Raw genomic sequence first — 15,058 nt, 5'->3', positions numbered from 1 at the left:
CGCCATGGGCACGTTCAGCGACGTCATCATTCCGCAGGTCACGGTCGAGCAGTTCGTCAACGAGTGCGGGGAGCGCCTCGACATGAAGTTGATCTCGGGGGAATCGGGGATGAAGCGGCTGATCCGGGAGCCGACGTTGAACCGGCCGGGGCTGGCGCTGTCGGGGCACACGCGGTTTTTTGCGTGTCACCGCATCCAGGTGCTGGGGAGCATGGAGCTTCATTTTCTCCGGGAACAGACGGCGGCGGACCGGGCGTTGGCGTACAGCATTCTGTTTGCCTCGACGGTGCCGTGCGTGGTGATTGCGCGCAGTTTGCGGCCGGACGCGGGGATGCTGGCGGCGGCGGAGCATGCGGGGATACCGGTGTTCCGGACCCGGCAGATCACGATGAAGTACATCAACCGGGCGACGATTGTCCTGGAGACCATGTCGGCGCCGCGGACGTCGCTGCACGGGAGCATGGTGGACATTCTGGGGGTGGGGGTGGTGATCCAGGGGGAGAGCGGGATTGGCAAGAGCGAGGCGGTGCTGGCCCTGATCGAGCGCGGGTACGGGCTGGTGGCCGACGATTTTGTCCGGGTGCGATTGCACGACGACTGCGAGTTGCAGGCGTCGCCGAGTCCGCTGGCGCAGCATCTCATGGAGGTGCGGGGCATCGGGATTGTGGATGTGGCGCGGATGTTCGGGGTGCGGGCGGTGCAGGAGCAGAAGCGGGTGGACCTGGTGGTGAGCCTGAAGCCGTGGTCGGAAGTGGCCGACGTGGACCGGTTGGGGATTGACCAGGAGTTCGTGAAGATTCTTGGGATCGACATTCCGCACATTGTCATTCCGGTGCGGCCGGGCCGGGATCTGGCGCGGTTGATCGAGGTGGCGGCGCTGCAGGTGAAGCTGAGGGCGGCGGGGCACAATGCCGGGATGGAACTGAGCCAGCGGGTGCAGCAGCGCATCCAGGCCGGAATCGAGGCGAACCGGGGTGAGACGGAGCGGGGCGAGGAGGTGGAGCCGAGTCCGCCGGCGGGGTGGTGACGGGGTGCCGGGTGGGGTCAGAGCACCGGGCCGAGGATCCAGGGGGCGAACTCCTCGTCGCCGATGCCGGCGAGTTCGCTGAGGGTTTTCTGGCCGCCGGCCATGGCGAGGATTCGTTCGAAGATGCGGTGTCCCACGGCTTCGACCGATTCGGTGCCGTCGAGGATGGTGCCGGCATTGAGGTCCATGTCCTCGTTCATCCAGTCGAAGAGGGGGGTGGTGGTGGCGACCTTGAGGCAGGGCGTGGGTTTGCAGCCGTACACGCTGCCGCGTCCGGTGGTGAAGACGGCGACGTTGCAGCCGCCGGAGACGAGGCCGGTCATGCTGACGGGGTCGTAGCCGGGGGTGTCCATGAAGCAGAGGCCGCGGGTGGTGACGGGTTCGGCATAACCGAGCACGGCGTTCAGGGGGGACAGGCCGCCCTTGGCGACGGCGCCGAGGCTTTTTTCGCGGATGGTGGTGAGGCCGCCGTCCTTGTTGCCGACGGAAGGATTGTTGTCGATGGAGGCGTGGTGGCGGCGGACGTGATTCTCCCACCAGCGGATTCGATCGAGCAGTTGTTCCGCCACGGCCGGGGTGGCGGCGCGGGCGGTGAGGAGGTGTTCGGCGCCGTAGATTTCGGGGGTTTCGGCGAGGACGGAGGCGCCGCCGTGACGGACGAGGAGGTCGGAGGCGACGCCGAGGGCTGGGTTGGCGGTGATGCCGCTGGCGCCGTCGGAGCCGCCGCAATTGAGGGCGAGGGTCAGGCGGTCGAGGGGTTGGGGGGACCGGCGGAGGGCATTGGCGGCGGGCAGGAGGCGGGCGACGGCGTGGACGGCGGCTTCGACGGTTTTCCGGGAGCCGCCCTGGGCTTGGATGTTGAGGACGGCGGCGGGGATTTCGCCGTCGCGTGGGTCCTCGAGGAGTTCCTGCCGGAGGAGGGCGGTGGTCTGGTTGACCTCGCAGCCGAGCCCGATGAGGACGTAGCCGGTGATGTTGGGATGGCGGGCGATGCCGCCGAGCACGCGTTGGAGGAGGCGCGTGGGTTCGTCCGGCGACATGGCGCAGCCGCTCTTGTGGGTGAAGGCCACGACGCCATCGACGCCGGGGAAATCGCGGGCCAGGTCCGGACCGCGGAAACGGTCGGCGACGTAGCGGGAGACCGAGGCGGAGCAGTTCACGCTGGAGAGGACGGCGAGGTAGTTGCGGGTGCCGGCTTTGCCGCCGGGCCGCGAATAGCCGGGAAAGGTGCGTTGCTCCTCGAAGGGGGGTGGCGTGTGGGGTTGGGGCGGGGTGGCGGGGGCGTGCGGTGAGGAGGATTCACCCAGGGCGACGTTGTGGGTATGCACGTGGGCGCCGGCGGGAATGGCTTCCCGGGCGAGGCCGATGATCTGGCCGTACTTCAGGATCGGTTCGCCGCGTGCCAGATCGACGAGGGCCAGTTTGTGGAGGGGCGGGATTTTGTCGCGCACCACGAGCGACTGGGCACCGAGCTGGAGGGTTTGTCCGGGGAGGAGCGACCGCCGGGCGACGGCCACGGAATCGGACGGGTGCAACCGGATGACGGCGGGGAGGGGCGTCATGGAAGACGCTCACCACTCGCCATCGACGAGCAGGGAGGTGATGTTGCGGGCGAGGTTGCCGGCGAGGAGGGGCATGGACTGGCGCTCGGCGCTGGGGAGATCCGGCTGGATGCGGAGGAGGGTGTGACCCTGGACTTCACGGTCGAGGAGGACGCGACCGGAGGCTCGCTCGATGGCGGTGACGTGAGCGACGACCTGCCAGCGGTAATCGCGGAGGACGCGGGTATCCTGGGGCAGGAAACTTTCCTCGAGGCGGTCGATGCGCCGGACGACGCCGCTGACCACGATGTCGGCTTCGCTGCGGCGGGCGAGGCGGAAGGTGCCTTCCTGTTGGAGTTGTCCGCGCAGGGCCGTGGCGAGGCTGTCGGTGACGCGCGGTTCGAAGGTTTGGTTTTCGAAGGGGAGGACGGCGAGGGAACGTGCGCCGGCGGGGGCACCGGATGTTGGTCCCAGGCGGTAGGCGCAGCCGGCATGGCCAGCGACGATGGCCAGGGCCAGGAGCAGCGGTGCGGCGACGCGGGCCGGGCGGTTCATGGGGTGGGGGCGAGCGGGTCGAATGGAACGGCCGGGGTGACGGGCACGGAGGACTCGGCCTCGGCGGCGCGCTGGCGGCTGCGGCGCTGGCCGATGTCGGCGATGCGTTCGCGGGCTTCCTGGACGCGCGGGGCATCCGGTTCGTTGACGAACCGTGTGTAGAGGTCCACGACCTCGGCGTAGTAGATCACGGCGCCGTCGAGGCGGCGCTTGCGTTCGTAGTAGCGGGCGATGCGGTAACTGCCTTCGGCGCGGACGCGGTAGAGTTCGACGATATGGTCGCGGCACTCGGGGACACGGGGGTCATTGGGGAAGAGCGCGATGAAATCGGTGAAGGCGTCGATGGCCTTGCCGGCGGCGCTCTGATCGTACTCGGCTTCGCGGGCTTCCCGAAGGAGGGCCATGCCGGCGCGATGGAAGGCCTCGGCGGCGATCGCGGGCTGATCGTTGTAGCGGTCGGCAGCCCGTTCGTAGGCGCGGACGGCGAGGGTCCATTCGCGCTGCCGTTCGCGGGCGGTGCCGATGTTCATCTGGGCCTCGGGGGCGAGGGCGCTGTAGGGCCCGTTGCGGACGATCTTCTCGTACATGTCCACCACCTTGTCGCGGTCACGGCCGAGGGGGATGACGCCCCAGAGGTAGAACCACTTGCCGTCGAGGTAGAGGGTGGCGATGTCGAACTGGCGGCGCAGGACTTCCTCGTAGTTGTCGAGTTTCGGGTAACGTTCGATGAGATCCTGGTAGGCGCGGAAGCCGCGGTCGGCGCGACCGCGTTCCTCGTAGGCACGGCCGAGCAGGTATTGGGCCTGGGGTGCGAAATCGGACAATGGCCAGACGCGGGTCACCCGTTTGGCGGCCCGCGAGGCGAGGCGGAACTTGCCTTCGTCGAAGGCTTCCTGGGCCGTTTCGAGCTGATCCTTCGCGCGGTCCCGGCGCCAGCGTGCGCCGCCCACCGGTTCATAGGTCCAGCCTTCGCCGGGCCGGTAGATCAGGGGCGCCGGCGACCGGAACGGCAGGAGACAGAGGGCCAGCGCGATCAGAACCGGCCCGGACGAGCGAACGCGCATGGCGCGCACGCTAGGGAACGCTCTGCCGCGGCGTCAAGGAACCCGTCCCGTCGTTCGCATGCCGGCTTGCCATGGGGCAGGGATTCCGGGTTGGGTGGCGACGTCTCCCGCCGGTGCGATGGATCCATCGGGGAGCGACTCGAGCCATGCAATACCCATCCCAGTTCTCCCATTCCTTCGTCCTGCTGGCCGCCCTGGTTGCCGCCGGCACCGTCGTGGCCTCCGAGCCGACGGTGTTGACGTTTCAGCGCACGCAACTGAGCGACCAGTTCTGGGCGGAGGGCGCGCATTTCGGCGATCTGAACAATGACGGCTTCAACGACGTTATCGCGGGCCCGTGGTGGTGGGAGGGGCCGGATTTCTCCAGGCGCCACGAGTACTACCCGGCGACCGCGACGTTTGAGTTGAGGTTGACCCCGATGACGACGGTCCGGGTGCCGGGTTTCGAGGGGACGCTGGGATCGCGGAACACGTATTCGGACAACTTCTTCATCTGGACGTACGACTTCAACCGGGATGGCTGGCTGGACATCCTGCAGGTCGGGTTCCCAGGGCAGGAGACGGCATGGTACGAAAATCCGCGGGGACGGCCGGGCCACTGGAGGCGGCATGGGGTGCTGGAGGAGACCTCGAACGAGTCGCCGACCTTCACGGATCTGACCGGGGACGGGCGGCCCGAACTGGTGTGCATCAACGGGGGGCGGTACGGGTATGCGCGACCGGACTGGAGCGATCCATCGAAACCGTGGCGGTTTCATCCCATCACGCCGAACAAGAACTACGGGCGGTTCACCCACGGGTTGGGGGTTGGGGACATCAACGGTGACGGGCGCATGGACCTGATCGAGAAGGACGGATGGTGGGAGCAACCGGCATCGTTGGAGGGGGATCCGGTGTGGACCTTCCACCCGCAATTCTTCGGGACCGGGGGTGCGCAGATGTATGCGTACGATGTCGATGGCGACGGGTTGAACGATGTGATCACCAGCCTGGCGGCCCATGGGTTCGGGCTGGCGTGGTATCAGCAGTACCGCGAAGGCGGGCGGATCGGGTTCCATGAGCACATCATCATGAACAAGGAACCTTCGGAGAACCGGTACGGTGTGAAGTTCTCGGAGATCCACGCCATCGACCTGGTCGATATGGACGGGGACGGCGTGAAGGACATCGTGTTGGGCAAGCGGTTCTGGTCGCACGGGAGGACGGGAGACCCGGATCGGAACAATGCGGCGGTGTTATATTGGTTCCGGATTCACCGGTTGCCCGGCGGGGGCGTGGATTTCGTGCCGTACCTGGTGGACGACGATTCCGGGGTGGGCACGCAGGTGGTGGCGGGCGACGTGAATGGGAACGGCTGGCCGGACATCGTGGTGGCCAACAAGAAGGGGATTTACATCCACCACCAGGTGCGCCGCACGGTGGATCGGGCCACCTGGGAGAAGGCCCAACCGGCGCCCTTGCGGCAGTGACGATCCGTGCCGGGCACCGTGCACCCATCGCTCAGTCGGGCAGGCGCTGGCGGTAGCGCACCTGCAAGCGGACCGGCCCCGGCGGGGCGAGGGTCCGCGCGAAGCGCAGTTGAGGATGAGCCTCGACGGCGCGACCGAAGTCGCCGAAGGCGCCGAGGTCGGAAGGCGCGGATTGCGATTCGAGATTGCCGGAGACCGGGTGGAGTTCGAATCCCTTGGGAAAGGCCACGACCCATTCGAGCATGCCGGCGGTCAGCGGGATCTCGGGCAGGGCGAGGTCGAGTGACCCGATGAAGCCAAGGCGTTCCGGAGGCTGGGCCAGACGGATCGAGATGCTGACCGGACGCGACGGATGGTCGCGCGTGGGCAGGCGAACACGACACCAGCCGTCCTCGACCGGAGGGGCCGCGATTTCAGAGCCGTCCACCAGTACGGAGATGGGGCGTGCGCCTTCGGGCAGGCGGAGATGGAACAGGCCTTCGTGGGCGGCGGGCAGTTCGAACTCGGCAAAGTGCGTGCGGTCGCCATCGGCGTTGACGACCGTCAGGTGGCGGGCCTGGCGCAGCCCGATGCCGTACAGGCGCGACCGCGGGTCCGCCGCGTCGCCGGATTCTGGAACCGGGTGCGGGTCGCGATCGGGCCATTCCACGATGAGGACGGATGTGCCCTGCACGCCGACTTCGAAGTGCGCCCCGAGGTCATGCGGTGTGCGGGTCCAGACGTCGCCATGGCGGAAGGTCACGTCGGCCCGGTCGAGTTCGAGGAGCACGGTCCCCGGGAATGGTAGCAGCAGAGGGATCCGGGCCGTTCGCCGCCCTTCGGCGGTGTCCACTGGGACTCGGGCGGCGAACCGAACTGTGGCCCGGTCGCGAATCGAGGCGGTGAGCCCCACTCCCGGGGAGAGCTGAACGGACTCCATCGAGCCGTCGAGATCTGATTCCAGGACCCAGGACGTGATGTGCGCAGGGGTGTCGATGAGGGCGAGCGGGACGCTGCCGGGGCGGACAATTTCGAACGACGCCTCTCCTTCGACGGCGAGATGGCGGGCATCGGGACGGACTTGGTACCGGGCATGGCCGGGGGCGAGAAGGGGAGTGGCAGACGTGTTGGTGGCGGCGGGGGCAGGACGGGTCCACGTCTCCGGCAGCCGGATCTCGATGGATTCAGCGGGGGCACGGACGGGGGCCAACCCAGTGAGGAGCAGCAGGGCCGCGAGGCTGGGGGCAGGGGCTGTCGCACGACGGAGTGCCCGGTTCTGAAGGTCGATGAGAACGCCCAGCGTGAGCGTGCCGAGGCAGAGGAGAACCATGCCGCGATTCCATCCGGCGAATGCCGCCAGGGTCGGAAAGACCTGGTAGAGAATCAGGCCCAGCGGCAGGACAACCAGCCCGAGGCGCCGTCCGGTAATCCACCGGACATGGTTCGCCAGCAGGGCTCCCGGGATGACGGCCGCAAGCGTCACGGCGGCGGCCAGGGAGAACCGGGAACTCAGGTACACCACCAGGGGAAAGTAGAGGGCATACGCGGCGATCAACGTCAGCGTCTGCGGGACCCCGACGGATGGGAGCGGAAGGAGCATGGCCCCGACGGTGGCGAGGAAGAGGAGGCTGATGACGGGTCCCATCTCAAGCAACTGCAGCAGCGAGTGTTGAGGGCTGCGGCCATCCACCACCGCGGCGACCAAGGACTCCGGTCCAAGGAAGTCGAAGCGCTCCCAGACAAGGGGATCGCCGGCATCGGTGACCAGGCCGTCACCGGATTCGAAGTGGAGCGTGTCGATGCCGTGCCGGCGGAAGGTGATGCGGAGGTGGCGGTTCGGGAGTCCGTCGGACTCGACCACGCGGTAGGCGAGTTGTTGCAGCGAGGCGACCTCGTATTCCAAGGAGAACGAGGCGACCGAGCCTGTTCCGACTTTCCCGCTCCAGATCCATTCCTGCGGGGAGTCCTCCCGAATGCCGGGGATTGACGTCGCCAGTTGGAGGCGGTTGACCGGCCTTGACCCCGAGCGGTGGACGCCATCCAGGCGCGGGTGCGGGAACCGGAAGAGCAGGAAGACCTCCTCGGGAAGGGTGTTGGTGAGGGTGTAGATGGCACGAACGGTTCCGCCCATGTCGGTGACCGTGCGGAGACCGCGATGGTCCCGCCGGCCCCGCATGACGAACTCGATATCGCTGCGGTCCGGCTTGACGGGTTGAACGACGGCAATGTCGTCCGGGACGCGGCGCAGCATCAGGCGTGGCCCGTCCTGGACGAGGGATGCCCGGGGGGCGGGACCTGGGGCGCCGGAGAATTGGGGTCGATGCCGCATGAGTTGGTGGAGGCTGAAGAAGCCGCAGGAGACGACGATCCAGCCGAGGACGACGGCGGCGACCTTGAGTCGCATGGAGGAGGGGAGCGGGGATGCGGACATGGGCGTGAGAGTGAGGGTGATGCGACCAGGCGAGACCGAGCGCTGCGTACGGCATGCAGGTGACGCTGTGTACTATAGGATGCAAGGTAGTGTGCATAGCAAGCTAATAGGTATGAGATGGGTGATGGCCCGAATCCTTGGCGCTGGCGAAGGCTTTGGCTTGAGTGAGGATGGCTGAGGCCTTCCGGGGGGGGGCTTGGGTTTGAAGTTCGTTGGAGGGAGTGCGGGCGGGTTGAGGCACCCCATCGAGTCAAGAGTCAGGAAGGGGACAATCGGTCCGGGATGGAAAATAAAAAGCCTGGTGGAAAATAAAAAGCCTGGCAAAAAGAGGTATTGACCAAGCATTTAATAAGCCGGGCAGTTTAATGTTGATTGTTGACGATCCGCGACCCGGTGGTCTCCAGCGGTGGGACGGAGGGAGAGGATGGGATTGCTGGGGGATATCGAGCAGGAGCATTGCGACAATAATAAAATATAAAATGCCAGACCATATATAATTAAATCGGCAGGATTGGGGGGCGGAGAGGCACGCGGGGGTGGATTCGGAGGCGGTTCGGGCGGGATGGGTCAACAACAACGGATTCGCCCGGGGTGAGGGGGATGACTGCCGCTTGAACAGATCCCACCGTTGCAGATCTGGCACATCGACGACGGGGCCTTTCTTTGTACCTGGGGGTTGAAGGGGTTTGTTAAACAGCCTGGCAAATTGATATTGACCACGGAGGATGGGATTGATGGGGGATATCGGGCGGGAGTGTTGCGACAACAACAAAATGCCAGACCATCCACTTAGCATGACATCAACAACTAATTGGCTGACACACTATGCATTGTAACAGGGGGATATTGGGCGGGAGCGGCACGACAACAAGTAAATGCCAGACCATGTATTTAGTTTCCGATGCGGGTCCGGGGCCCCGCTCAACCGGCGTTCCGGCTTCAGCAGGCCATGGCCATGCGCCGGAGCCCGGCTTCAATCCCATTCCCGTACACGCGAAAGCGTGGACACCTGGCGGACGTTTGATTTCGATTTCTTGGGACATCGGCAGGGCGGGTCGCTCAGCATTCCCAAACGGAAAGGCCGGATCCCCTTGGGGGATCCGGCCGGATTGGCTGCGCCAGCCTGCGGATTACTCGGTGACCGAGATTTTGCGCGGCTTCAGGTGTTCGCGGCGGGCCAGGTGGAGGGTCAGGACCCCTTGGTCCACCCGGGCCGTGATCTTGTCGGTGTCGATCTCGGGATCGAGTTCGAACACCCGGCGGAAGTCTCCTTCCCCGGACTCGCGATAGTGCACGCCCTCGGTGGGCGTGATGCCTCGTCGGCCGAGCAGGGTGAGTTCGTTCCGGTCGAGGTAGATTTCCAGGCTGTCGCGGGTGACGCCCGGCATGTCCGCCTCGAGGAGATAACCCTCCGGGGTTTCGTAGATGTTGACCGGCGGAATCGCGTACTGGACGCGTTCGGTGGCGGCGTTTTCCGGTTCACGTTGGGCAACGGTTTTCATCGTTTGATCTCCTTCCTTGAAGGGTTCGTGTCTGGATGGGTCCCGGTTACTCGGCGCTGACGGCGATCTGCTTCGGGCGCGCCTCGGCGGCCACCGGGAGCGTGATGGTGAGGATGCCGTCCTTGTAGGAGGCCTTGACGCGGTCGGCCTCGACCGCCTTGGGCAGGGTGACGGAGCGCTGGAAGCGCCCGGTGAACCGTTCCGTCCGGTAGCCGGTAGCATCCTGGCGCTTTTCGTCTGCGCGTCGTTCCCCGGAGATGGACAGGACGCCGTCGTGAAGCCCGATTTCGAAGTCCTCCCGCTTCATGCCGGGGACTTCCAGTCGCACGAGGAGGTTTTCCTTGTCTTCATAGACGTCGAGGGCAGGGGCCCAGACATTGAAGAAGGGGCTGCCGACCAAGGGGTTGGCGGCGCCTTCGAACAGGCGTTGGAGGTCCTCCTGCAGGCGCGCCATCGGAGCAAGCGGCGAACGGCTCCAGAAGGAGGTGGGACGGGTGAGATTCAGAAGTGTCATGGCTGATCCTTTCTCGTTTGCGTTGTGTTGCAGACAAGAGGGAGGAAGCGGGTGGCATGCCAAGGGTGAAGACGAGTCATTTCGATGTCCATGTAGCTTATTTCCAGGATCTTGCAGAGAGGGGCGGCCGGTTGAAGCAAGGTGGCAAGTGCGCCAACATGACACAGTTGGATTTAATAAAAATATTGAGAGTCATATTGACTCTATTAAGGCCCATCGGGCCGGTGGGATGTGGGGGGAGGGGAGGGCTTGGGGGTGGTTTTGGAAGGCGGGTGTTCCGGGGGAGTCTGGTGTGGATGCAAGGCGCTGGGTGGCGAGCGGTGTGATGCTTCGCCGCTTCCTTTGGCCGGTGGGCGCCCTCAGCCCTCTGGTGGGGGGAGGTGGATGACGGTCAGGCGAAGCCCGTTGGCGTCGGCCCAGCCTCGATGCACGGCGATGCCCAGGCCAGGGGCGACCGTGGACGGATTCGGGAGGAGCCGGGGGTCCATCCACGAGTTCAGGGCAGCGGCGGCTCTGGCGGTCGTTTCCGTGAGGGCGGCCCAGCGGGTGGCATGGGCGAGGGCGGCGGCGAGGGGATTCCCGGGCGGTCCGAAACGGAGAGCGAGACTCTGGAGGTTGTGGTAGGCGAGGTATCCGCCTTCGGGGCCGCCGGCGAGGGTCAGGGCGGCGCGGAACCGAGGATCGCTTCGGAGCGGGCCCGGGATTGTTGGCTGGGTCAGGAGACGTTCCATGACTTGGGCATCGGGGGAGACGGCCACGTATCCGGGGGTTGCGGCAACGTGCACGAGGCCGGTGCTGCCCGGGGGCCATGGCCAGGGCAGCGCGGGCAGGGTGAGGCTGACCCAGGGGTTGCCGTTCCAGATCCGGGTGTCACGGGTGGGAGCCGGGGCGTTGGGAGGCAGGAACGCGGCGATGGCATCCGGAGTGGCGACGAGCTTGAGGGCGTGGGTGAGGGCTGCGGAGTCGCGGGTGCCGACGAAGAGAGTCCGGGTTGGCGGAGAATTCGTGGAGGAGCCGGAGACAGTGGCGACGATCCAGTCGTCGCCCAGCCGGTCGATCAGGTCGCGTCGGAAGTTGAAGTTGGGGTCTTCCCTGAGACCGGCGGTGCCGGTGAAGAGCTGGAGCATTCCGAGCAGCGAGGGGTTCAGATCACGGAGGAGACGTTCAAACCGCGTCCACGCCTCCGGACCGTCCCGGCGCAGCCGCTGGAAGGATTGGGCCTGGGCGGGGATGAAATCGGGGGGGACCAAGGTGCCGGGACCCGGTGCCAGAAGGGCCAGGAGGCCGCGACGTTCGGCGGCAGGCACGGCGAGGTGAAAGTCCAGGCGGCAACTGGAAGACGACGTGGCCCGGAGGGCCAGGGATGCCGAACGGACGGCCTTGAGTCCGAGGGCATCGACCATGCGGGGGAGTGGGGGCAGTGCGGGGAACGGACGATGGAGGGAACGGGTGGCGCTCAGCCGGTTGAGCCAGGCAGGGACGTTAAGGGCGGCATGAAGGAGAGTGTCATCGGGCGGCGGAGTCGTGCTGAGCCACGGGGGCACGGGTACGGGGTGGGATGCTGAGCGGTCGAGGCCTGCCAGGGCGGCTTCGAGGGCAGGGATTGAGGTGCTGACGAGCAGGTTGGCATGGAGCATGCCCACATGCAGGGCGTCGGGATCCGGGAATGGTTGCGGGGCCGGGGCCGGTCCGGTCCGGGGAAACGCGGCGTCGAGGGAGGTGCGAAGTCGGACCGGGTCGAGGGGCACCGTGTGGAATGGAACTCCTCCAATCGAAGTTCGTCGGGTTTCCGGAAGTGCGGCGAGGGCGGCGAGGCGGGTTTCGAAGTGCGGGCGGTGGGGTCCGGCGTCCATCAGCAGGAGGGGGGCGATCGGGCCTGGGCGGCCTTCGGCATTGGGTGGGTCGGGGATCAAGGCCAGGGTCCACTGCCCGATGGCGACGTTCATCCATGCGGGTCCGTCGATTCCGGTCAACGCCTGCAGGGGCATGAGGACATGGTGGTGCCACCGGTCGAGGAACTGGTTGCGGAAAGGGGCCATGGAGGGATCGGTCCAGGCGCGGGCAACGGCCTGGTGGCCCCAGAGGTCGCGGGTGTGGGCGAGGTTGGGGAAGCTCAGGAAGGCCAGGGTCTCGGCGGGGACCCAGTGCGCGGCCGGAGGAGCCTCCCGGGACGCGGCGGTGACCGGAAGGGTCAGGCTGGCGGTGAGGACGAGAGAGAGGGGCCGGGCGATCCAACGAAGGAATGAGGCGGGGCGCATGCCGTCGCACCGTATAGCGGCGGGAGGCGGGGCGGGCCAGAGCCAACCTCGGGGGCGGGGAGGGGGAGTGGGCGGCTGGGAGACTACGGCCGTCTTGCGGCGAGGACGGTTTCGAAGTCGCGACCCTTGGCCAGATAGACATTCAGGGCGAGCACGGTCAGGAGGGCGACCATGACGCCCACGGCGGAGCTGCTGAACGTGTTGTAGGTGGCATGGAGCAGGGAAGGCACAACGAGGGCCACGAGGAGGAGGGCTCGCTGGCGGGCGGGGTAGTGGGCGGCGAAGCCGATGAAGTAGCCGGCGATGCCGGTCCACATGGCGTGCAGGAACGGCAGCGAGGTCAGACGTAGGACATTCAGCATGTAGTAAACACCGGCGCCGTCCGCGGTGGCGCGTCCCTCGGGGAAGGAGATGCGGAGGTTGAGGGAGCTTTGGTAGGTGACGCCCTCGTAGATGCCGAATCCGAGGCCGCACATCAGGCCGTAGAACATCATGACCTGGGGGCGGGGGCGGCCTGGCCAGAGGAAGTAGAGCATGAACAACTTGGCCAGTTCCTCGACCCAGGCCACGCCCACGAGGTGTCCTGCCCAGCGGGTGGACAGGCTGGGTGCGGTGATCCAGATGGCGACCCATTCGATGGGGACGATCATGCGGGCGAGGGCGACCAGGCCGATCGAGAACACGGCCGATCCGACGAAGGCCAGCACGCAGGGAAGGAGGCGCACCTCGGGTTGGGAGAAGGTGATGTAGAAGAAGAGAGCCCAGAGGAGGGAGCTGTAGAGGGCGACGCCCCAGATGGAGCCGGCGAGGTCGCCGCTCCCGTGAAGGTAGATGAGCAGGACGAGCGGGAGCAGGCCGACGACGGCCAGCGCCAGGATGCGGCGGTTGTCGAGCCAGTGCAGCCGGCCGATGTCCTCGAGCGGGAGCATGAGGTGGCGGATCAGGCCGCGGGTCGAATGGGAGTCCGACGGAAGTGAAGGGGCTGATTCGGGGAGGCCGGATTCCCGGGGAAGCCGGGGCGGTGAGGCGTTTGAGAAAGGGCGGGCGGGCAGGTTGAGGACCTCGTTGAGGGGGCGGCCTGCCGGGTGGTCTTCCTCGGCGACGAGGGCGTGAGGATCGAGGAGCCCCCGGTCGCGGAAGAGGACGAGATCCTCGCGGGAGTATGGTCCTACGGCTCGACCCTCGGCATCGAGGAGGAAGTAGGCCATGGGGGAGGGGAAATCAGGTGGTGTTGGCTGCGCCTTCGGCCTCCTCGTATTCCCGTTGTTCGCGGCGCCACCAGACCTTGGCGATGAAGACGCTGATCTCGTAGAGGCCCTGCACGGGAATGGCCAGGAGGAGCATGGTGAAGGGATCGCCGGACGGGGTGATGAGGGCGCAGGCCACCATGTTGCCGACGATGAAGTAGGAGCGGTAACGGGTGAGCTTCTCGTAGTCGAGGACTCCGACCTTCACAAGGGTGAGGAGGATGACGGGCAGTTGGAAGCTGAGGCCGACCGCGAGCATCATTTTCAGGACGAAGTCGATGTAGTCCTCCGCCCGCCATTCATCGGCCTGGAAGCCGAGCCAGTTGGAGAACTGGACCGTGGCGAGCAGGGTGATCTGCATGATGATGAAGTAGCAGAACACCACGCCGACGATGAAGAGACCCACCCCAATGGCCACGGCCCGGTAGATGAACTGCTTCTCGTGGCGGCGCATGGCCGGAAGGACAAACTGCCCGATGAACAACATCACGAAGGGGGCCGCGAGGGACATGCCCCCGTAGAGGGCCAGTTTCAACGCGACGATGATGCCCCCGATCGGGCTGTAGTTCTTGAGCATCGGAACGTCGGGGTCGGTTCGGGGCGTGATGGAAAAAGGCTCCGGCTCGAGTTGGAGGGTGAAGTTTGTGCCGTCGGGCACGATGACCACCTGGAAGGAGGGGGGGAGGGCGGGAGCCGCGAGATTCGTGGCATGGCCTCCTATCGGGACACGGCCGATCACCATGTCGCCCGCGCGGATGACGGCGGTCACGTTGGTGGACGCGATCAACTGCTGGGACTGGATCAGCGGCCACGTCAGGAGCTGGACCAGTTGTCTGCCGGCGACGAGGCAGACGAACATCGAGACGATCACGGCCGCCAGGACCTTGATGACGGTCCAGCGCAGATCCTCGAGATGATCGAGAAACGGCTTGACGGGACCGCCGCCCTCGTCTTCCGGATCGACATCGGGCGGCGGCGGCGAATCCACAGCCATGCGGGGAGGGGAGCGGAGAGCTTAGGCGTGGGGGCGGGAGGAAGGCTCCTGCGCGGAAGGGGAAGCGTGCTCGGACGGCGCGTGGGCGGAGGGGTTGTGAGCGACGGGCCGGTCAGCGGGGCGTTCGGCCACGCGGCGGGGCGGTTCCTGCGGTGGGTGCTGGGGATCCTCCTCGATGGCCCGCTGGAGATCGTCCTGCACTTCGCGGGTCGCCTTCTTGAACTCCTTGAGGCCCTGGCCCAGGCCGCGGGCGAGTTCGGGTAGCTTCTTGGCTCCGAACAGGACGAGGACGACAACGAGGATTCCGATGATTTCGGGCCATCCGAGCATGGCCAGGAGGGGCAGATTCATAGTAACGACTTTCTTTCTGGGGCAACCTTCGCCGAGGGGGGGCCCATGTAAAGGACCAATGTCCCCTCTGAACGCTGAGCGATACGTTTCAGAGTGGCGGGTGGGAGGTTGGTGGTTGGGAGGACC

12 protein-coding genes are annotated in these 15,058 nt (G+C 66.3%); 2 read left to right on the top strand and 10 right to left on the bottom strand.

Annotated elements, in window-relative coordinates; genetic code table 11:
- The first annotated feature begins 4 nt into the window (after positions 1–4).
- Positions 5–1,027 carry an HPr(Ser) kinase/phosphatase gene (hprK, locus tag KF833_12940; protein ID MBX3746204.1) on the top strand — a complete coding sequence of 341 codons (1,023 nt, stop codon included), beginning with the start codon at positions 5–7 and terminating at the stop codon, positions 1,025–1,027.
- 17 nt (positions 1,028–1,044) lie between these two features.
- Here hprK and KF833_12935 read toward each other — a convergent pair whose 3' ends face one another.
- From KF833_12935 to KF833_12925, 3 genes are read right to left on the bottom strand one after another with little or no spacing between them, the layout of a single operon-like run.
- Positions 1,045–2,589, bottom strand: a complete 1,545-nt coding sequence (locus KF833_12935; protein ID MBX3746203.1) for an altronate dehydratase — start codon at positions 2,587–2,589, stop codon at positions 1,045–1,047.
- 9 nt (positions 2,590–2,598) lie between these two features.
- Positions 2,599–3,123 (bottom strand): hypothetical protein, encoded by a 525-nt coding sequence (locus KF833_12930; protein MBX3746202.1) that lies wholly within the window; start codon positions 3,121–3,123, stop codon positions 2,599–2,601.
- A complete protein-coding gene (locus KF833_12925) occupies positions 3,120–4,187 on the bottom strand; it encodes a tetratricopeptide repeat protein (protein ID MBX3746201.1) in 1,068 nt (355 codons plus the stop codon). The genes KF833_12930 and KF833_12925 overlap by 4 nt, the downstream gene beginning before the upstream one ends.
- A 146-nt stretch (positions 4,188–4,333) precedes the next feature.
- Between KF833_12925 and KF833_12920 the strand changes: the two genes are divergently transcribed.
- Complete coding sequence (locus tag KF833_12920) at positions 4,334–5,656, top strand: VCBS repeat-containing protein (protein ID MBX3746200.1); 1,323 nt, start codon at positions 4,334–4,336, stop codon at positions 5,654–5,656.
- 31 nt (positions 5,657–5,687) lie between these two features.
- Here KF833_12920 and KF833_12915 read toward each other — a convergent pair whose 3' ends face one another.
- From KF833_12915 to tatA, 7 genes are all read right to left on the bottom strand, one after another.
- Positions 5,688–8,066, bottom strand: a complete 2,379-nt coding sequence (locus KF833_12915) for a hypothetical protein (GenBank protein MBX3746199.1) — start codon at positions 8,064–8,066, stop codon at positions 5,688–5,690.
- A gap of 1,130 nt (positions 8,067–9,196) precedes the next feature.
- Positions 9,197–9,568: an Hsp20/alpha crystallin family protein gene (locus KF833_12910; protein MBX3746198.1), complete on the bottom strand. Its 372-nt coding sequence runs from the start codon at positions 9,566–9,568 to the stop codon at positions 9,197–9,199.
- 46 nt (positions 9,569–9,614) lie between these two features.
- A complete protein-coding gene (locus KF833_12905) occupies positions 9,615–10,082 on the bottom strand; it encodes an Hsp20/alpha crystallin family protein (GenBank protein ID MBX3746197.1) in 468 nt (155 codons plus the stop codon).
- A gap of 359 nt (positions 10,083–10,441) precedes the next feature.
- A complete protein-coding gene (locus KF833_12900) occupies positions 10,442–12,340 on the bottom strand; it encodes a hypothetical protein (protein ID MBX3746196.1) in 1,899 nt (632 codons plus the stop codon).
- A gap of 83 nt (positions 12,341–12,423) precedes the next feature.
- Positions 12,424–13,548 carry a PrsW family intramembrane metalloprotease gene (locus tag KF833_12895; GenBank protein MBX3746195.1) on the bottom strand — a complete coding sequence of 375 codons (1,125 nt, stop codon included), beginning with the start codon at positions 13,546–13,548 and terminating at the stop codon, positions 12,424–12,426.
- 13 nt (positions 13,549–13,561) lie between these two features.
- Positions 13,562–14,581: a twin-arginine translocase subunit TatC gene (locus KF833_12890; GenBank protein MBX3746194.1), complete on the bottom strand. Its 1,020-nt coding sequence runs from the start codon at positions 14,579–14,581 to the stop codon at positions 13,562–13,564.
- A gap of 21 nt (positions 14,582–14,602) precedes the next feature.
- The gene (gene tatA / locus KF833_12885; GenBank protein MBX3746193.1) at positions 14,603–14,932 is read right to left on the bottom strand and encodes a twin-arginine translocase TatA/TatE family subunit; all 330 of its coding nucleotides are present in this window, start codon (positions 14,930–14,932) and stop codon (positions 14,603–14,605) included.
- Between the last annotated feature and the right edge of the window lie 126 nt (positions 14,933–15,058).

The organism is Verrucomicrobiia bacterium, assembly GCA_019634625.1.
Taxonomy (GTDB): Bacteria; Verrucomicrobiota; Verrucomicrobiia; order Limisphaerales; family CAIMTB01; genus CAIMTB01.
Note: the sequence above shows the minus strand (reverse complement) of the source record. Positions and strands in the feature narration are given on the sequence as shown.